This is a genomic window from Pseudomonas sp. IB20, assembly GCF_009707325.1.
In the GTDB taxonomy this organism is placed as follows: domain Bacteria; phylum Pseudomonadota; class Gammaproteobacteria; order Pseudomonadales; family Pseudomonadaceae; genus Aquipseudomonas.
In genome coordinates this window covers 4,326,060-4,341,708 of record NZ_CP046103.1, presented here as the reverse complement: position 1 = coordinate 4,341,708, position 15,649 = coordinate 4,326,060, and the positions used below count along the sequence as shown (strand labels likewise).

General features: G+C 59.5%; 15 protein-coding genes and 2 pseudogenes. 12 read left to right on the top strand and 5 right to left on the bottom strand.

The window, feature by feature from the left end:
- Positions 1 to 93: 93 nt before the first annotated feature.
- From GJU48_RS20250 to GJU48_RS20235, 4 genes are read left to right on the top strand one after another with little or no spacing between them, the layout of a single operon-like run.
- Positions 94 to 1,443, top strand: a complete 1,350-nt coding sequence (locus GJU48_RS20250) for a GntT/GntP/DsdX family permease (RefSeq protein WP_094949457.1) — start codon at positions 94 to 96, stop codon at positions 1,441 to 1,443.
- A 26-nt stretch (positions 1,444 to 1,469) separates the two neighbouring features.
- A complete protein-coding gene (locus GJU48_RS20245; protein ID WP_094949343.1) occupies positions 1,470 to 2,330 on the top strand; it encodes a MurR/RpiR family transcriptional regulator in 861 nt (286 codons plus the stop codon).
- 1 nt (position 2,331) lies between these two features.
- Positions 2,332 to 3,795, top strand: a complete 1,464-nt coding sequence (locus GJU48_RS20240) for an N-acyl-D-amino-acid deacylase family protein (RefSeq protein ID WP_094949344.1) — start codon at positions 2,332 to 2,334, stop codon at positions 3,793 to 3,795.
- A gap of 29 nt (positions 3,796 to 3,824) precedes the next feature.
- Entirely contained in the window at positions 3,825 to 4,193 is a 369-nt protein-coding gene (locus GJU48_RS20235) for a glyoxalase superfamily protein (RefSeq protein WP_094949345.1), read from the top strand.
- A gap of 640 nt (positions 4,194 to 4,833) precedes the next feature.
- On the opposite strand, the pseudogene GJU48_RS25800 reads toward GJU48_RS20235, so the two are convergent.
- Both GJU48_RS25800 and GJU48_RS25795 read right to left on the bottom strand, forming a co-directional pair.
- A pseudogene (locus tag GJU48_RS25800) lies at positions 4,834 to 5,427 on the bottom strand (methyl-accepting chemotaxis protein); the annotation flags it as partial.
- Positions 5,428 to 5,688: 261 nt separating this feature from the next.
- Positions 5,689 to 6,753: pseudogene (locus GJU48_RS25795) on the bottom strand (methyl-accepting chemotaxis protein); the annotation flags it as partial.
- Positions 6,754 to 7,019: 266 nt separating this feature from the next.
- Here GJU48_RS25795 and GJU48_RS20225 point away from each other — a divergent pair.
- Positions 7,020 to 7,637 carry an FKBP-type peptidyl-prolyl cis-trans isomerase gene (locus tag GJU48_RS20225; protein ID WP_094949351.1) on the top strand — a complete coding sequence of 206 codons (618 nt, stop codon included), beginning with the start codon at positions 7,020 to 7,022 and terminating at the stop codon, positions 7,635 to 7,637.
- A gap of 147 nt (positions 7,638 to 7,784) precedes the next feature.
- Here the strand turns inward: GJU48_RS20225 and GJU48_RS20220 are convergent, their stop codons facing one another.
- The 3 genes from GJU48_RS20220 to GJU48_RS20210 all read right to left on the bottom strand — a co-directional run bounded on the left by GJU48_RS20220 (position 7,785) and on the right by GJU48_RS20210 (position 9,673).
- Complete coding sequence (locus GJU48_RS20220) at positions 7,785 to 8,042, bottom strand: PA4570 family protein (protein ID WP_003194088.1); 258 nt, start codon at positions 8,040 to 8,042, stop codon at positions 7,785 to 7,787.
- Positions 8,043 to 8,202: 160 nt separating this feature from the next.
- Positions 8,203 to 8,544, bottom strand: a complete 342-nt coding sequence (locus tag GJU48_RS20215) for a zinc ribbon domain-containing protein YjdM (RefSeq protein WP_017254008.1) — start codon at positions 8,542 to 8,544, stop codon at positions 8,203 to 8,205.
- A gap of 160 nt (positions 8,545 to 8,704) precedes the next feature.
- Positions 8,705 to 9,673 (bottom strand): polyprenyl synthetase family protein, encoded by a 969-nt coding sequence (locus GJU48_RS20210; protein ID WP_057724030.1) that lies wholly within the window; start codon positions 9,671 to 9,673, stop codon positions 8,705 to 8,707.
- A gap of 377 nt (positions 9,674 to 10,050) precedes the next feature.
- Between GJU48_RS20210 and rplU the strand changes: the two genes are divergently transcribed.
- The 7 genes from rplU (at position 10,051) to GJU48_RS20175 (ending at position 15,644) form a co-directional block, all read left to right on the top strand.
- Positions 10,051 to 10,365, top strand: coding sequence for a 50S ribosomal protein L21 (rplU, locus tag GJU48_RS20205; protein ID WP_003176051.1), 315 nt, complete (start codon positions 10,051 to 10,053; stop codon positions 10,363 to 10,365).
- 34 nt (positions 10,366 to 10,399) lie between these two features.
- Positions 10,400 to 10,657, top strand: a complete 258-nt coding sequence (gene rpmA / locus GJU48_RS20200; protein WP_003176049.1) for a 50S ribosomal protein L27 — start codon at positions 10,400 to 10,402, stop codon at positions 10,655 to 10,657.
- A 193-nt stretch (positions 10,658 to 10,850) separates the two neighbouring features.
- Complete coding sequence (gene cgtA, locus GJU48_RS20195; protein ID WP_094949352.1) at positions 10,851 to 12,074, top strand: Obg family GTPase CgtA; 1,224 nt, start codon at positions 10,851 to 10,853, stop codon at positions 12,072 to 12,074.
- Positions 12,075 to 12,198: 124 nt separating this feature from the next.
- Positions 12,199 to 13,317: a glutamate 5-kinase gene (gene proB, locus GJU48_RS20190; protein ID WP_094949353.1), complete on the top strand. Its 1,119-nt coding sequence runs from the start codon at positions 12,199 to 12,201 to the stop codon at positions 13,315 to 13,317.
- Between the two features lie 16 nt (positions 13,318 to 13,333).
- A complete protein-coding gene (locus GJU48_RS20185; RefSeq protein WP_015885841.1) occupies positions 13,334 to 13,798 on the top strand; it encodes a CreA family protein in 465 nt (154 codons plus the stop codon).
- Positions 13,799 to 13,899: 101 nt separating this feature from the next.
- On the top strand, positions 13,900 to 14,382 hold the full coding sequence (locus tag GJU48_RS20180; protein ID WP_094949354.1) for a glutathione peroxidase: 483 nt from the start codon (positions 13,900 to 13,902) through the stop codon (positions 14,380 to 14,382).
- 158 nt (positions 14,383 to 14,540) lie between these two features.
- Complete coding sequence (locus GJU48_RS20175; protein ID WP_094949355.1) at positions 14,541 to 15,644, top strand: NADH:flavin oxidoreductase; 1,104 nt, start codon at positions 14,541 to 14,543, stop codon at positions 15,642 to 15,644.
- Positions 15,645 to 15,649 lie beyond the last annotated feature (5 nt).

Genomic DNA, 15,649 nt, shown 5'->3' with positions numbered 1-15,649 from the left:
GAAAATTACTTTCATAAAAATTGAAAATTAAACTTGGTAATGATTTATGAGTTTCACAACCAATTCGACGTGACCCTTTCCAAGGAGTACCGCATGGCCGCACCACTGGGCTTGGGGCTGTTGGCATACGCTGCCATCGCCATCATTGCATTGATCGTGCTGATTGCACGTTATCGACTCAACCCGTTTATTGTCATCACCTTGGTGTCCATCGGGCTGGCGCTGATGGCCGGCATGCCGGCGGACACCATCATGGGCTCGTACGAAGCGGGTGTCGGTAAAACCCTGGGGCATATCGCTCTGGTGGTGGCGCTGGGCACCATGCTCGGCAAGATGATGGCCGAGTCCGGCGGCGCCGAGCAGGTGGCGCGCACGCTGATCAACCGCTTTGGCGAACGCAATGCGCACTGGGCGATGGTGTGTATCGCCTTCCTGGTGGGGCTGCCGCTGTTTTTCGAGGTCGGTTTTGTGTTGCTGGTACCGATTGCCTTTACCGTGGCGCGGCGCGTTGGGGTGTCGATCCTGATGGTCGGCCTGCCGATGGTCGCCGGTTTGTCGGTGGTGCATGCGCTGGTGCCGCCGCACCCGGCGGCGATGATGGCGGTGCTGGCGTATAACGCGTCGGTGGGGCAGACCGTGCTGTATGCGATTCTGATCGGTATTCCCACGGCGATCATCGCTGGCCCTCTGTACGCCAAGTTCATCGTGCCGCGCATTCACCTGCCGGCGGAAAACCCGCTGGAACGCCAGTTTATCGACCGCGAACCGCGCACCCGTCTGCCGAGCTTTGCGCTGACCATGGGCACCATCCTGTTGCCGGTGGTGCTGATGATGATTGGCGGCTGGGCCAATGTGATTTCCACCCCAGGCACCACTTTTAACCAGTTCCTGTTGTTTATCGGCAACTCGGTAATCGCCCTCTTGGTGGCGACTTTGGTGAGCTTCTGGACCTTGGGCCTGGCCCAGGGTTTCAACCGCGAAGCGATCCTCAAGTTCACCAACGAATGCCTCGCCCCGACCGCCAGCATCACCTTGTTGGTGGGCGCGGGCGGCGGTTTGAATCGCATCCTGGTGGACGCGGGCGTGACCAATGAAATTCTCGGCCTGGCCCATGCCTTTCACTTGTCGCCGCTGGTGATGGGCTGGTTGTTTGCCGCGTTGATGCGCATCGCCACGGGCTCGGCCACTGTGGCCATGACGACGGCGTCCGGTGTGGTCGCGCCCGTCGCCATGGGCTTGGGTTATCCACACCCTGAATTATTGGTGCTGGCTACCGGTGCGGGCTCGGTGATCTTTTCCCACGTCAACGACGGCGGCTTCTGGCTGATCAAGGAATACTTCAATATGACGGTGATCCAGACCTTCAAGACCTGGACCGTATTGGAGACGCTGATTTCGGTGGTCGCCTTCGGTCTTACGTATGGACTGTCTCTTATTTTATGAGCTGCATTTTGTAACCCGGAGCCCCCATGGACATCCTCTACCAGATCCGCGCCCGCCAGGATTCCTTCAGCGCCGGCGAAGGGCGTATCGCCAAGCTGATGCTTGATGACGTGGGCTTTGCTGCGTCGGCCAGCCTGGAAGAGTTGTCACAACGCGCCGAGGTCAGCACGGCGACCTTGTCGCGCTTTGCGCGCAGCGTGGGTTGCCGCGACTTGCGTGATTTGCGCCTGCAATTGGCGCAGGCCAGCGGGGTGGGCAGCCGCTTTCTGGACCCTGCTGGGTTGCCGGAGCAGTCGGCCTTTCATCGGCAGATTCTCAGCGATATCGAATTAACGTTGCGCCAGCACCTGTCAGGTTTTAACCAGGCGAGTTTCGTCGATGCGGTCAGCCTGCTGGGCAAGGCGCGGATGATCCATGCATTCGGCATGGGCGGCCCGTCGAGCTTGTGCAGTGAAGAGTTGCAGGTGCGGTTGGTACGCCTGGATTACCCGATTGCCGCCTGCCGCGACCCGGTGATGATGCGTGTAACGGCCGCGACCTTGGGCCCTGAGCATGCGCTGATTGTTTGCTCGCTCTCCGGCCTCACGCCCGAGTTGTTGGACGTGGTGAGGCTGGCGCGCAACTACGATGCGCCCATCGTCGCCATCACCTTGGCCGATTCACCGCTGGCTCAGCTGGCGGACGTGTTATTGCCGCTGCAACCGGCCGAAACCAGTTTTATCTACAAGCCCACCGCTGCGCGCTACGGAATGCTGTTGGCCATCGACCTGCTCGCCACTGAGCTTGCGCTGGCCATGCCGGACGACAACCAGGAACGCCTGCGCCGGATCAAGCTGGCCCTGGACGATTATCGCGGCGGCCCCGATAGCCTGCCGCTTGGAGATTGATATGAAGTACGACACGCTGATTCGCCAGGCGCTGATCATTGATGGCAGCAACACGCCGGGCTACGTCGCCGATGTAGGGCTGCGCGGCGGGCGTATCGAGACGATCGGCGATCTTGCGACCGCGCACGCCGAGCATGAAATCGATGCGAATGGCCGCGTCTTGGCACCCGGCTTTATCGACGTGCACACCCACGATGATACCGTGGTGATCCGCCACCCACAGATGCTGCCCAAGCTCAGCCAGGGCGTGACCACGGTGATCGTCGGCAACTGCGGCATCAGCGCCTCGCCGGTGACGTTGCGCACAGATCCGCCGGATCCGATGAACCTGCTGGGCAAGCGTGAGGCCTTTGCTTACCCGCGTTTTGCCGATTACCGCGCTGGCGTGGAAAATGCCCATCCGGCGGTCAACGTTGCGGCGTTGATCGGCCATACAGCGCTGCGCAGCAACCATATGGACGATCTGCACCGTACCGCCACGCCGAATGAAATCGCCGCCATGCGTGTGCAGTTGCAAGAAAGCCTGGAAGCCGGCGCTCTGGGTTTATCCACAGGCCTGGCCTACGCCAGCGCGTTCAATGCCGAGACCGATGAGGTGCTGCAACTCAGTGAGGAACTGACGGCCTTCGGTGCGGTGTACACCACCCACTTGCGCAGCGAATTTGAACCGGTGCTGGAGGCGATGGACGAGGCCTTCCTGATTGGCCGACATGCTCAGGTGCCGGTGATTATTTCGCACCTCAAATGTGCGGGCGCAGGGAACTGGGGGCGTAGTCCGCAGCTGTTGGCATCACTGGAGTTGGCTGCAAAAAACCATCCAGTGGGCTGTGATTGCTACCCCTACGCGGCCAGCTCCTCGACGCTGGACCTCAAGCAGGTCACCGATGCATTTCGCATCACCATCACGTGGTCGACGCCACACCCGGAAGTCGGCGGGCGCGATTTGCAGGACATCGCCGCCGAGTGGGAGGTTTCGCTGCTGGACGCGGCACGTCGCCTGCAACCAGCGGGGGCGGTGTACTACGGGATGGATGAAGCGGATGTACGCCGCATCCTCGCGCATCCGCTGTCGATGGTCGGGTCTGATGGTTTGCCGGAAGACCCGTTCCCCCATCCACGGTTGTGGGGCGCGTTTCCGAGAGTGCTGGGGCATTTCAGCCGAGATGTGGGGTTGTTCCCGCTGCACACGGCGGTGCACAAAATGACCGGGCTGTCGGCCGCGCGTTTTGGCTTGGCCGAGCGTGGCGAAATTCGTGAAGGATATTGGGCTGATCTGGTGTTGTTCGACCCGTTGAGTGTGCGCGATGTGGCGGATTTCAAAGAGCCCCAGCGTGCGGCACAGGGCATTGATGGCGTGTGGATCAACGGGTTGTTGAGCTACAGCGATGGGCAGGCCAATGGTCAGCGATCGGGGCGATTCCTGGCGCGCAATGGGGATTTGCGTGGTGGGTTTTCGTCTCTATAGTGGGCGCTTTCATACACGGAGCTGTCGCCATGCACTTAGGAAAAGTCACCCCCATTTTGCGGATTTTCGACGAGGTCAAAGCGTTGGAATTCTACGTCGACTTCCTCGGGTTCAAGGTCGACTGGCAGCATCGCTTCGAGGCGAATTTTCCGTTGTATTTGCAGGTGTCGTTGGGCGAATGTGTGCTGCATTTGTCCGAGCATCATGGCGATGCTTCGCCGGGGTCGGCGGTGCGGATTCAGGCGCAAGAGGTGGACGCGTATCAGCAGCAGTTGCTGGCCAAAGATTACCGTTATGCCAAGCCCGGGGTTGAGGAAACGCCGTGGGGCTCGCGGGAGATGAGCATCAGTGATCCGTTTGGGAATCGGCTCGTGTTTGTTGAGGAAGGCGAGGGTTGATGGGTAAATTGCAGGCAATAAAAAACCGCCTTAGTAGGGCGGTTTTTTATTGCAAACCCAGTTTTCGGCTGGGGTTGCTATCTCAAAAGACGCATCGACCCGCAGTCGGATACTACCGCTGGTCATGTCATCACGCAAGACGGAATGATGGCCAGCATGGTCACTTTAGGCATCCTTTCTCTTGCTTGATTTGACTGCAAAAGCTTGCGATGAATCTATCAGGCGATACTGGATATTTGACCACTGCTCGACACACCTTAGACGGGAATGTTGGTTAGGATCTTCCCCATTCTGCGTTTGTCGCTTTTTAGGTGAGCCGGGTATGCGCGCGAATTCTGGACCGACCGCCACGGGCTAGTAATCCGTGCCGGATTGATGCGGAAGGGCCATTAGCCCGGCCACCTCAAAGGACGCATCGACCTGCGTCTGAAGGCTCACGTGTTCCGGTAAGTGCGCAGGAGGTAAGGCCCAACTCAAGGAGGGCCGAGTATGTCTAAGTTTGCACGACGTACGTGGAACCTCGTAGTGAATGCCCTGCGTGTTTATCACGTGTGGACATTCCTGCGGGACAGCTTTGATGACCTGTAAGGTCTGAGACGTGGCGCCGCCTCGGCTTAAATCGAGGCGGCTTTTTGGTTTTTTAAACCCGGAAATGACTGACCATCTGCTGCAACTGGCTGCCCAAACGCGCCAGTTCCACACTCGACTTCGCTGTCTCGTCACTTGCCGTTGCGGTCTGCTCCGACACATCACGCACGTTCACAATGCTGCGGCTGATCTCTTCAGCCACGGCGCTTTGCTGCTCGGCCGCCGCAGCAATCTGCTGGTTCATCGACTGGATGTTCGACACCGTACGGGTGATGTTTTCCAGTGACACACCCGCCTTGCGCGTCAGTTCGACGCTGCTGTCGGTGAGGCTGCGGCTGTTGTTCATCACGGTGGCCACTTGTTGGGTGCCGTTCTGCAAACCCGCCACCAGGCCTTCGATTTCTTCGGTGGATTTTTGGGTGCGTTGGGCCAGGCCACGGACTTCGTCGGCGACCACGGCAAACCCACGACCGGCTTCACCGGCACGCGCCGCTTCAATCGCGGCGTTGAGCGCCAGCAGGTTGGTCTGCTCGGCCACGGCCTTGATCACATCCATCACGCTGCCGATCTTGTTGCTCTCTTGTTGCAGGTGCGTCATGGCGTCGGTGGAGCGCGCCACCTCAGCGGCCAGGCGTTCGATCTGGGCGATGGCCTCGGCCACCACTTTGTCGCCCGCGCGGGCTTGGCCATCGGCATCGGCAGCGGCCAGCGATGCTTGTTCAGCATTGCGTGCGACTTCCTGCACGGTGGCAGTCATTTCGTGCATCGCCGTGGCGACTTGATCGGTCTCGATCTTCTGGCTGTTGACGCCGGCACTGGTCTGCTCGGTGACGGCCGACAGCTCTTCGGCAGCGCTGGCTATCTGGGTCACGCCGTCGCGAATACCGCTGATCAATTCACGCAGGGTGGTGCCCATGCGCTGGATGCCTTGTTGCAACACGCCCAGTTCATCACGACGGGTCACTTGGATGTTGTGGCTCAGGTCGCCGGAGGCAATGCGCTCCACCACGGCCAGGGTTTCCTGGATCGGGCGAGTGATCTGGCGGGTAATTACCCAGGCAGCAATGATGCCGACCAGCAAAGCCAGCAACGTGCTGATCAGTTGCAGGCTACGGGCCTGGGCGCTTTCAACGTCACGGCGTTCGAGCTGGATGTCGTACAGCTTGTCGCTGATGGTGACGATATCCGCACCTTGGGTGGTCATTTCGGCGCGTGCGCTGACGATGTTGGCGTTGGCCGCCTTGTAGCTTTGTACGGCGCTGCGATAGGCGCCGAGTGCCGTTTCCAGTGAGGTCAAAGCGCTTTGTTGGCTGGTGCCGAATGCGGCGCTGAGATTTTTCAAACCACTGATGGCTTTTTCAATCTGTGCCGCGGCGCGGGCTTCGGTTTCTGCACTGGGACTATTGGTGTAACCGCGCACTTCGTAGCGGCCCAACTGGAATTCTTCTTTGGCGTGAGTGACGGCCTGGTACTGGGTGAAGCGCTCCGGGCTGTCGGGCATCTGCTGCACATTGGTTTCCAGGGCGTCGATCTGGGCGTTGGCGATGTCGGCCTTGTCGCCCATGACCTGGCGCGCGGCGTTGCCGTTACGGTAGGCCTCGCGCATTTTGTTCAGCGACTGTTGGTAAGCGGTGATGACGGCTTTCTGGTCGGTGAGCAGCTTGCGGTTTTCCGGGCTATTGAAGCTGTCCAGCAGCGTCTGTTGCTGGGCGGCGAAGGCGTCGAGGCTGGTTTGTACGTTCTGCGCCACGGCTTCGTCGCCGTTGGCCAGCATGTATTGCAAACGCACGATGCGCAGCTTGGTCAGCGAGGCGTTGAGCTGGGTGATGTCGCTCATCCAGTTGCTACGGTCGATCAGGCTGCCCAGGCTGGTCCAGCCCGTCAGGGCCAGGATCGAGGTGAGGACCAGCACCAGGCCGAAGCCCAGGCCGAGTTTGAGGTTGACGCTGATGTTGCCGAACCAGCTATTCATCGAATGCTCCGCAAGAGTGATGTCTGTCTGCTGGACGGTGTTGTTGTTTGAGCCAGCCAATTGTGTGTAGCGCTGTATCGGCGGCAAGCGATGATTCTGAAGTACTTTTCTTACAGGTGTGACGAGGGGTCGCCATCGCTATCGACCTGGCACTCTGGTAGCCGGGGCAGGGGGCTGATCAGAGGCCGGTCTTGTGTGCTAGTCTGCTGGCCCTTTTAGTTTTGGATGGCACGGGACACCGTGCTGCCCTACAGCGGAGCCTCTTCATGTCCGAAGTTAATCTGTCCACCGACGAAACCCGCGTCAGCTACGGTATCGGCCGTCAGTTGGGCGACCAACTGCGCGACAACCCGCCACCGGGCGTGAGCATTGACGCCATCCTGGCCGGCCTGACCGACGCGTTCGACGGCAAGCCAAGCCGCGTTGACCAAGAGCAGATGGCGGCCAGCTTCAAAGTTATCCGCGAAATCATGCAAGCCGAAGCGGCTGCCAAGGCTGAAGCCGCTGCTGGCGCTGGCCTTGCCTTCCTGGCTGAAAACGCCAAGCGTGATGGCATCACCACCCTGGCTTCCGGCCTGCAATTTGAAGTGCTGACTGCAGGTACAGGCGCCAAGCCGAGCCGTGAAGACCAAGTGCGTACCCACTACCACGGCACCCTGATCGACGGCACTGTGTTCGACAGCTCCTACGAGCGCGGCCAGCCTGCAGAATTCCCGGTTGGCGGCGTGATCGCTGGCTGGACCGAAGCCCTGCAACTGATGAATGCCGGCAGCAAATGGCGTCTGTACGTGCCGAGCGAACTGGCTTACGGCGCTCAAGGCGTTGGCAGCATCCCGCCGCACAGCGTTCTAGTGTTCGACGTCGAGTTGCTCGACGTACTGTAAGGCCTGGTAGCACTGGCGTCGGCTTCATGTGGGAGCTGGCTTGCCTGCGATAGCATCACCTCGGTAGCAGGTTTGACCGAGTCGTCTATATCGCGGGCAAGCCTGGCTCCCACATAGAGCCGGTGCATTCAGGTTTTGCGTGGTCGTTCATGGATGGAACTTGCCATTGAGCTCCGTGGCCGGGCGCAACGCTCGGGCATAGCAGAACAGAAACAAATTACGTACCACTTCCTTGAGCACCCCAGGCTCACTGGAACTTAGGCCGTTGACGTCCAGGTCGCCCTGATCCTGCAGTTCATTCAGCGCTTCTTCTTCCAGCACAGCACAGACTTCCCCGGTTTCCCGATGCAGGATTCGCAGGTAAGGGTGTGGGCGGTCCAGCCAGGCATCTATCAAATAAGTCATGAGTGGTTCTCCTTGATGGGTTTCAATGAGAATAATTCTTATTCGTAGAATAGCAAGTGCCTATTGGCAATTTCTGGGTTTTTCTGTGTGGATATTGTGTTCGGTCAACGGAGAGGGCAAAACGCCATCCCGCGGCGGGCGCGGGATGGATGCAGCAGGTTCAGACCTTGCGCACGAACTCGGACTTGAGTTTCATCGGGCCGATACCGTCGATCTTGCAATCGATATCGTGATCGCCATCGCACAGGCGGATATTCTTGACCTTGGTGCCGACCTTGACCACCAGGGACGTACCTTTGACCTTGAGGTCTTTGATCACGGTGATGGTGTCGCCGTCCTGCAGGACGTTGCCTACAGAGTCTTTCTTCACGGTTTCATCGCCGGCTGCTTCGGCCTCGCCATTGGCGGACCACTCATGGGCGCATTCCGGGCAGATCAGCTGGGCGCCGTCTTCGTAGGTGTATTCGGAATTGCATTTTGGGCAGGGTGGCAACGTGCTCACTAAGGCTCCTTGAAAGTCAGGATTGGCTAAAGTCGCACATTATATAGGGTTTTGTGGCGCGGGCGGGGTCGTGAAGTGGTAATAAGGTCTAAATGTGGGAGCGGGTGCGAACGTGTCCCCACCTTCGCGAGCACCCGCTCCCACATTAATCAGCGCCGAATCAGTGCGTACGCGCGACCGCGAATTCGCTCAGCTCAACCAGAGCGTCCCGGTATTCGCTGGCAGGCAGGGCTTCCAGGCACTTAATGGCTCGGGCTACATAATCACGCGCCAGTTGCGCGGTGTACTCCAGGGAGCCCGAGGCTTCGACGGCTGCGCGGATGGCTTCCAAGTCTTCGATCCCGCCTTTCTGGATCGCCTTGCGCACCAAGGCGGCCTGTTCCGGCGTGCCTTCGCGCATGGTGTAGATCAGTGGCAAGGTCGGTTTGCCTTCGGCCAAATCGTCACCGACGTTTTTGCCCAGGGTTTCGGCGTCGCCCTTGTAGTCGAGCAGGTCGTCGACCAGTTGGAATGCCACGCCCAGGTGATCACCGAAGGTGCGCAGGGCTTCTGCTTGTTCGGCAGTGGCACCGCACAAGGCGGCGGCGCTGTGGGTCGAGGCTTCGAAGAGCATCGCGGTTTTGCCGCGAATCACTTCCATGTAGGTTTCTTCGGTGGTGCTGGCGTCGCGAACCTTCGACAGTTGCAACACTTCGCCTTCGGCGATGATGCGGGTGGCCTGTGAAAGAATCTTCATCACCGGCATCGAGCCCAGTTCGACCATCATTTCAAACGAGCGCGAGTACAGGAAATCACCTACCAGCACGCTTGGGGCATTGCCCCACATGGCGTTGGCGGTTTCGCGACCACGGCGCATGCCGGACATGTCGACCACGTCGTCATGCAGCAGGGTGGCAGTGTGCAAAAATTCGATTGTGGCGGCCAGCAGGCGCAGGTCATCGCCTTCGCGGCCCAGGGCTTTGCCACACAGCAACACTAATAAAGGACGCAGGCGTTTGCCGCCCGCCGACGTAATGTAGTCGCCAATTTTGGAGACCAGCGGCACTTTAGACGTCAGCTGCTGCTTGATGATGCCGTCGACGGCGCTAAAATCGTCCGCGACCGCGCGGTAGAAAGCTTGGGGTTGCATCAGCGACAGTCGCTCCAGAAGGGTTGCGCGGCATGCTAGGACCCAGGCCTTCGAGTGTCAAGGCGCGATAGACGGCCTCTTGCAACACCCATTTACCTTGCGTACAATCGCGCACCCTGAACTTCCTGGGCGTTGCATCAGCGACAGTCGCTCCAGAAGGGTTGCGCGGCATGCTAGGACCCAGGCCTTCGAGTGTCAAGGCGCGATAGACGGCCTCTTGCAACACCCATTTACCTTGCGTACAATCGCGCACCCTGAACTTCCTGGGCAGCACCTGCCTTACGCAATTGCATTCGGGACGTCCATCCCATGCAGCCATGCCAGCCAATACCTCTTCTTATAAAGCGCTGGGTGAGCAGGATTATCGGAGAAATACCATGTCGTACGCAGTAATTGTTACTGGTGGCAAGCAATACAAGGTCGCCCCAGGTGAATACCTGAAGATCGAAAAACTGGAAATCGCTACCGGCGAATCCGTTACCTTTGATCGCGTTCTGTTGGTCGCCAATGGCGATGACGTGAACATCGGCGCTCCAGTTGTTGCTGGCGCTACCGTTGTGGCTGAAGTGATCTCCCAAGGTCGTCACGATAAAGTCCGCATCATCAAGTTCCGTCGTCGTAAGCACCACATGAAGCGTATGGGCCACCGCCAGTGGTACACCGAGATCAAAATCACCGGTATTCAGGCTTAATTTCAGCCTAATTCCTCACTAGGAGAATTGACTCATGGCACACAAAAAAGCTGGTGGTAGTACCCGTAACGGTCGCGACTCAGAAGCCAAACGCCTTGGCGTTAAGATGTATGGCGGCCAGAAAATCATTCCGGGCAACATCATCGTGCGTCAGCGCGGCACCCAATTCCACGCCGGTTACGGTGTTGGCATGGGTAAAGATCACACCCTCTTCGCTAAAATCGAAGGCGTGATCAAGTTTGAAGTAAAAGGCGCGTTCAACCGCCGTTACGTGAGCGTTGTCGCCGCTTAATTGCGCGATAGCTGGAAAAGCCCTGTCTCGCGACGGGGCTTTTTCGTTTGTGGAGTGAGTCTCTTGCAAAGCTGTTTGTGATGGGCTCAGGCGCTGGATAAGCGGTTGTTGTTTGAGGTCGCTGCGCTCATTTTTGCAAGAGTCTTATGTCTTGGTTTCTTAAGCTCGTCCATGCGACGAGAGGCGTTTTGTTATGAAGTTCGTTGATGAAGTTTCCATCCGAGTAAAAGCAGGCGACGGCGGTAACGGTTGCATGAGTTTCCGTCGCGAAAAATTCATCGAAAACGGTGGCCCTAACGGCGGTGACGGCGGTGACGGCGGTTCCATCTACATGATGGCCGACGAAAACCTCAACACCCTGGTCGACTACCGTTACACCCGGCACTTCGATGCCGAGCGTGGCTCCAACGGCGGCAGCACCGACTGCACCGGTAAAAAAGGCGAAGACATGGTACTGCGCGTACCGGTCGGCACCACGATTATCGACTCCGCCACCCAGGAAGTTATTGGAGACCTGACCAAGGCCGGCCAAAAGCTGATGGTTGTGCAGGGCGGCTGGCACGGTCTGGGTAACACCCGATTCAAGTCCAGTACCAACCGTGCTCCACGCCAGACCACGCCGGGCAAGCCGGGCGAGCAGCGTGACCTCAAGCTGGAAATGAAAGTACTGGCAGACGTAGGCCTGTTGGGCCTGCCGAACGCCGGCAAAAGTACCTTCATCCGCTCGGTCTCGGCCGCCAAGCCGAAAGTCGCTGATTACCCGTTCACCACCCTGGTGCCGAACCTGGGCGTGGTCAGCGTCGACCGCTGGAAAAGCTTTGTGATCGCCGACATTCCCGGCCTGATCGAAGGTGCTTCCGATGGCGCAGGCCTGGGGATTCGCTTCCTCAAGCACTTGTCGCGGACCCGTTTGCTGCTGCACCTCGTCGACATGGCGCCGCTGGATGACACCAGTGCACCGGACGCCGCCGAAGTGATCGTCAGCGAACTGACCAAGTTCAGCCCGGCCCTGGCCGAGCGTGATCGTTGGTTGGTGCTGAACAAGTGCGACCAGATCCTGGAAGAAGAGCACGAAGAGCGCGTCAAGGAAATCGTCGACCGCCTGGAGTGGGAAGGTCCGGTCTACGTGATCTCGGCCATCGCCAAAGAAGGCACCGAGCGCCTGACCCGCGACATCATGCGCTACCTGGAAGACCGCGCCGACCGCCTGGCGGCCGACCCGGTATTCAAGGCAGAACTGGCCGAGCTCGATCAGCAGATCGAAGACGAAGCCCGTGCCCAGTTGCAGGCCCTGGACGACCAGCGTGCCCTGCGCCGCAGCGGCGTGAAGTCGGTCCATGACATCGGCGACGATGACTGGGACGAAGAAGATGTGGATGATGAAGACGGTCCGGAAATCATTTACGTGCGCGACTGACCGGTTGCGATAAACTTAAACGCCGCTCTCTGGAGCGGCGTTTTGGTATCTGGGATTTACGTAGTCACTAATAACGTTATGGGTCGCGCTGGGTCGCGCAGCCCTCTCACTAAGGTTGAAGATGATGCGGAGCAAAGTGACAGGTGCGCAGCGCTGGGTCGTAAAGATCGGAAGTGCGCTGCTGACGGCGGATGGTAAAGGTCTGGATCGCGCAGCCATGAGCGTGTGGGTCGAGCAGATGGTGGCCTTGCATGAGGCCGGTGTCGAATTGGTGCTGGTGTCGTCCGGGGCAGTTGCCGCCGGTATGAGCCGCCTCGGCTGGACCTCGCGACCCAGCGCGATGCACGAGCTGCAAGCCGCCGCCGCCATCGGCCAGATGGGCCTGGTGCAAGCCTGGGAATCCAGTTTTGCCGAGCACGGACGCCACACGGCGCAGATCCTGCTGACCCACGACGACCTGTCCGACCGCAAGCGCTACCTCAACGCCCGCAGCACCTTGCGCGCTTTGGTCGAGCTCAAGGTCATCCCGGTGATCAACGAGAACGACACCGTGGTCACCGACGAAATCCGCTTCGGCGACAACGACACCCTGGCCGCGCTGGTGGCCAACCTGGTGGAAGCCGACCTGCTGGTGATCCTCACCGACCGCGACGGCATGTTCGACGCCGACCCGCGCAACAACCCCGATGCCCAGTTGATCTACGAAGCGCGCGCCGATGACCCGGCGCTGGACGCCGTGGCCGGCAGTGTCGGCGGCGCACTGGGCCGTGGCGGTATGCAGACCAAGCTGCGTGCGGCACGCCTGGCCGCGCGTTCCGGCGCGCACACCATCATCGTCGGTGGGCGCCTGGAGCGCGTGCTGGATCGCCTCAAGGCCGGCGAGCGCATCGGTACGCTGTTGTCGCCGGAACGCGGCATGCTGGCGGCGCGCAAGCAGTGGCTGGCCGGGCACCTGCAAACCCGTGGCACGCTGGTGCTCGATGATGGCGCCGTGTCGGCGTTGTCCCAAGGCAACAAGAGCCTGCTGCCGGTGGGCGTCAAATTGGTGCAGGGCAGTTTCCGCCGTGGCGAGATGGTGGTGTGCGTTGCGCCCGACGGTCGCGAGATCGCCCGTGGCCTGGCCAACTACAGCGCCCTTGAAGCACAGAAAATCATCGGTCAGTCGTCTGATGCGATTGTGAGTCTGTTGGGGTATATGGCGGAGCCTGAACTGGTGCACCGCGATAACTTGATCCTGGTTTAAACAAAGGTAATAAACGATGCGTGTCATGAAGGGATTGCTCGGCCTGCTGTTGGCCATGCCGTTGCTGGCCTCGGCCGAAGAAATTGGCCAGGTGTCGACAGTGTTCAAGTTTGTCGGCCCCAACGACCGAATTGTGGTCGAGGCGTTTGATGACCCCAAGGTCGATGGCGTGACGTGCTACTTGTCGCGCGCCAAGACCGGCGGCGTAAAGGGCGGGCTGGGGCTGGCCGAAGACCGTGCCGAGGCCTCGATTGCCTGCCGTCAGGTCGGGCCGATTCGTTTTAAAGGCGAACTCAAAGATGGCGACGAAGTGTTCAAGGAGCGTACCTCGCTGGTGTTCAAGACCATGCAGGTGGTTCGCTTCCTCGACAAGAAGCGCAATACCCTGGTTTACCTGGTCTACAGCGATCGTTTGATCGAAGGCAGCCCGCAAAACGCGGTTACAGCGATTCCGATTTTGCCTTGGCCGACCGCTCAGTAGTTCGCAGGCGAGTTTTGTAATCGGCGACTATGATTGCAGACTCGCGGTCTGTAATCTCGAGCGGCTGTAACGCGAAGAACATGGGATATCTGGAGTTCGTCATGAGTGCTTTCCACGACCTGAAACTCAGAGCTTTGGACGGTCAAGAGCTACCGCTGGCGCCCTTCAAGGGGCAAGTTGTGCTGGTGGTCAATGTGGCCTCCAAATGTGGCTTGACCCCGCAATACGCGGCGTTGGAAAACCTCTATCAGCAGTATAAGAGCCAGGGGTTTACCGTACTCGGCTTGCCGTGCAACCAGTTTGCAGGCCAGGAGCCGGGCACCGAGGAAGAGATCCGGGAATTTTGCAGCCTCAATTATGGCGTGACGTTCCCGTTGGGCAGCAAGCTCGACGTCAATGGTCCGGAACGTCATCAGCTGTATCGCCTGCTGGCGGGCGAGGGCGCTGAGTTTCCTGGGGATATCACCTGGAACTTCGAGAAATTCCTGCTCGGCAAAGACGGGCGAGTACTGGCGCGCTTCTCGCCGCGCACAGCGCCGGATGACCCGACGATTGTCCAGGTCATTGAAAAAGCCCTGAGCTAATCGTGCCCGATCGTTCCCACGCTCTGCGTGGGAAAGTCTCTGCGGACCTTCTGCGTCTCGCTTTTACCCCTTAATCACCCGAATCAATAGTGCTATCCAGCACATCGCACTGCCCATATTATCCACATCATAAATACATCTTCCCGTGGAGTGCTCCCATGCCTGTCCAAGCTTTGTTCAAACCCTTCCAGCTCGGTGCACTGCAACTGTCCACTCGCGTGGTCATGGCGCCGATGACCCGTTCGTTCTCCCCGGGTGGCGTGCCCAATTCCAAAGTCATCGAGTACTACCGTCGCCGCGCTGCCGCCGGCGTGGGCCTGATCATCACCGAAGGCACCGTGGTCGGCCATCAGGCCTCCAACGGTTACCCGAACGTCCCGCATTTTTACGGTGAGGCCGCGCTGGCCGGCTGGAAGAAAGTGGTCGACGCGGTGCACGCCGAAGGCGGCAAGATCGTCCCGCAACTGTGGCACGTGGGCAGCGTACGCCGTATCGGCACTGAGCCTGACGCCAGCGTGCCAGCCTACGGCCCGATGGAAAAACTCAAGGATGGCAATGTGGTCGTTCACGGCATGACCACCCAAGACATTAAGGACGTGATCAACGCCTTCGCCCAAGCCGCCAAGGACGCTCAAAGCATCGGCATGGACGGCGTAGAGATCCACGGCGCCCACGGTTACCTGGTCGACCAGTTCTTCTGGGAAGGCACCAACCAGCGCACCGACGAATACGGCGGCAGCCTGGCCAATCGCTCGCGTTTTGCCATCGAGCTGATCCAGGCTACCCGCGCCGCCGTAGGCCCGGACTTCCCGATCATCTTGCGTTTCTCGCAGTGGAAGCAGCAGGACTACACCGCACGTCTGGTGCAAACCCCTGAGGCGTTGGGTGAGTTTCTCCTGCCACTGTCTGACGCCGGTGTGGATATTTTCCACTGCTCCACCCGTCGTTTCTGGGAGCCTGAATTCGAAGGTTCCGACCTCAACCTGGCCGGCTGGACCCGTCAGCTCACCGGCAAACCGACCATCACTGTCGGCAGCGTCGGCTTGGACGGGGAGTTCCTGCAGTTTATGGTCAACACCGACAAGGTCGCGCAACCCGCCAGCCTGGAAAAACTGCTGGAACGCCTGAACAACGACGAGTTCGACTTGGTCGCCGTGGGCCGTGCCTTGCTGGTGGATCCGGATTGGGCGCTGAAGGTGCGCGAAGGTCGTGAAGGCGACATCTTGCCGTTCAGTCGTGAGGCGTTGACGACGCTGGTGTAAAGGGC

Bases quoted from the DNA above. Each gene is read 5' to 3' on its own strand.
- GJU48_RS20250 (WP_094949457.1), top strand. From the start codon at position 94: ATGGCCGCACCACTGGGCTTGGGGCTGTTGGCATACGCTGCCATCGCC.
- GJU48_RS20175 (WP_094949355.1), top strand. From the start codon at position 14,541: ATGCCTGTCCAAGCTTTGTTCAAACCCTTCCAGCTCGGTGCACTGCAA.
- GJU48_RS20245 (WP_094949343.1), top strand. From the start codon at position 1,470: ATGGACATCCTCTACCAGATCCGCGCCCGCCAGGATTCCTTCAGCGCC.
- proB (WP_094949353.1), top strand. From the start codon at position 12,199: ATGCGGAGCAAAGTGACAGGTGCGCAGCGCTGGGTCGTAAAGATCGGA.
- GJU48_RS20180 (WP_094949354.1), top strand. From the start codon at position 13,900: ATGAGTGCTTTCCACGACCTGAAACTCAGAGCTTTGGACGGTCAAGAG.
- GJU48_RS20220 (WP_003194088.1), bottom strand. From the start codon at position 8,042: ATGACTTATTTGATAGATGCCTGGCTGGACCGCCCACACCCTTACCTG.
- GJU48_RS20225 (WP_094949351.1), top strand. From the start codon at position 7,020: ATGTCCGAAGTTAATCTGTCCACCGACGAAACCCGCGTCAGCTACGGT.
- rpmA (WP_003176049.1), top strand. From the start codon at position 10,400: ATGGCACACAAAAAAGCTGGTGGTAGTACCCGTAACGGTCGCGACTCA.
- GJU48_RS20185 (WP_015885841.1), top strand. From the start codon at position 13,334: ATGCGTGTCATGAAGGGATTGCTCGGCCTGCTGTTGGCCATGCCGTTG.
- rplU (WP_003176051.1), top strand. From the start codon at position 10,051: ATGTCGTACGCAGTAATTGTTACTGGTGGCAAGCAATACAAGGTCGCC.
- GJU48_RS20210 (WP_057724030.1), bottom strand. From the start codon at position 9,673: ATGCAACCCCAAGCTTTCTACCGCGCGGTCGCGGACGATTTTAGCGCC.
- GJU48_RS20240 (WP_094949344.1), top strand. From the start codon at position 2,332: ATGAAGTACGACACGCTGATTCGCCAGGCGCTGATCATTGATGGCAGC.
- cgtA (WP_094949352.1), top strand. From the start codon at position 10,851: ATGAAGTTCGTTGATGAAGTTTCCATCCGAGTAAAAGCAGGCGACGGC.
- GJU48_RS20235 (WP_094949345.1), top strand. From the start codon at position 3,825: ATGCACTTAGGAAAAGTCACCCCCATTTTGCGGATTTTCGACGAGGTC.